The sequence below is a fragment of the Pseudomonas sp. genome, from assembly GCF_035512415.1.
Lineage (GTDB): Bacteria > Pseudomonadota > Gammaproteobacteria > Pseudomonadales > Pseudomonadaceae > Aquipseudomonas.
Genome location: NZ_DATKDZ010000001.1, coordinates 1 through 1,777, shown reverse-complemented (window position 1 = coordinate 1,777; position 1,777 = coordinate 1). Strand labels below are relative to the sequence as shown.

Here is a 1,777-nt window from a genome sequence, read left to right as displayed (position 1 = left end):
AGGTAACGCAGGACCTGCAGCGGGCCGCCGAAGGCCTGCTTGGCGTACACCACCCAGTCTTGGCGGTGCAGCCGGCGCAACAATCGGCGAAACTGCTTCGGATCAGCCAGCGCGGCTGCCGGCCCGGCACAGCGCAGTTGGTGGCGTCGATAGAGCCGCTTCAAACCGGCGCAGAACTTGCCGCGAAACACCCGGCTGAGCACCTTGACCGGCAGGAAGAAAGGATACTTGGGGCGCACCCAGCGGCTGTGGTCTGGCGAAAGCCCGCCCATCGGGATGGCGCAGTGAAGGTGCGGGTGCAGCAGCAGGTTCTGCCCCCACGTATGCAGGACACTGGTGATGCCGATCTGAGCTCCCAGATGTCGGGGATCGGCCGCCACCTCGAGCAGGGTTTGTGCGCTGGCGGTGAACAACAGATCGTAGAACAGCCTTGGGTTGCCCATCGCCAGCACGTTGAGTTCGTGCGGGGTGGTGAAGACAACGTGGCAGTAGCGGGTGGCGAGAAGTTCTCGTTCCCGCGCCGTCAGCCAGCGTTCCCGCGCTTGTGCCTGGCACTTGGGACAGTGCCGGTTTCGGCAAGAGTTGTAGGAGATGGCCGCCTGGTATCCGCATCGCGGACAGGCATCCATGTGGCCGCCCAGCGCAACCGTGCGGCAGCGCTCGATGGCGCGGAAAGCCTTGAGCTGTTGAAAATCGACACTCTTCTCGTACCTGTCCAGGAAGCGGTTGCCTTGCGCGCGGAGGATGTCGGCCACCTCCACGGCGGGGCGGCTCATTTTTGTCGTGGCCGATGGTAGAACCGGTTGGTCTCCCCGATGCCGGAGACCGCTAAGTGTTCCAGTGGATTTACCGTGGTCTCCAGATGACGCCGGGACAAATGCAGGTAGATGCTGGTCGCCTCCAGGTCGGCGTGCCCGAGCAGAACCTGGATGGTGGGCAGGTCGGCGCCGTTCTCCAGCAGGTGAGTGGCGAAACTGTGCCGGAGCATATGGGGCGCAACGCGTTTCTTCAACCCTGCATGACGGGCGGCTTCGGCCACGGCATACCAGACAGCCTTGTCGGTGAGATGTTCGTGATCGCCGCGCTTGGCGATGCCGCGTGGAAACAGCCACGTCTTTGGCTTCTTCCAGCGCCAGTACTCGCGGAGTGTTTCGAGCAGCTTCGGGCACATCGGCACATCCCGATCCTTGCCGCCTTTGCCCTGGCGAATGGGAACGATTCTGCGCTCGCTATCGATATCCTGAACGCGCAGGCGGACCAGTTCACTGCGTCGAATCCCGGTGGAGTAGAGCAACATGAGGATCGCGCGGGCCTGCAGATTGCTGGCGGCGTCAATCAACCGTGCGACTTCCTCCGGACTCAACACACGCGGGACGCGGTGATGGGTGTACTTCGGGTAAGGGATGGAGTCCGGCGGGAACCGGCGCTTCAGGGTGCGAACGAAAAAGAACCGCAGAGCCGCAACCTGTGCCACAACGGTCCCTGGCTTCAGCTTCCGATCACGAAGCAGGTGGGCCTGATACTGGCGGATATGATCCAGACCGAGTTGATCTGGCGGCTTGCCGAAATGGCGGGCGAAGCGCTCGACGGCGCCGATGTAGCTGCGTGTAGTTGCCTTGGAGTAGTTACGACGCTGGAGTTCCTCCAGCATCCGTTTGCGTAGTTGGGTCACAGAGACCTCCTTTCCTGTGACCCAACACTACTTCATGTCTGTGGAGATTGCCGCGACCTTGCTCCATGCGCAGCGTCCGCCGCGCCAGCGGCTTCGTTCTAGTCG

General features: G+C 62.6%; 2 protein-coding genes. Both read right to left on the bottom strand.

What is annotated here, in order from left to right:
- Window positions 1-776: IS91 family transposase (locus VMP31_RS00010; protein WP_325502801.1), on the bottom strand; the 776-nt coding region annotated here is incomplete at its 3' end.
- Complete coding sequence (xerA, locus tag VMP31_RS00005; protein ID WP_325502799.1) at window positions 773-1,672, bottom strand: site-specific tyrosine recombinase/integron integrase; 900 nt, start codon at window positions 1,670-1,672, stop codon at window positions 773-775. The genes xerA and VMP31_RS00010, both read right to left, overlap by 4 nt.
- Between the last annotated feature and the right edge of the window lie 105 nt (window positions 1,673-1,777).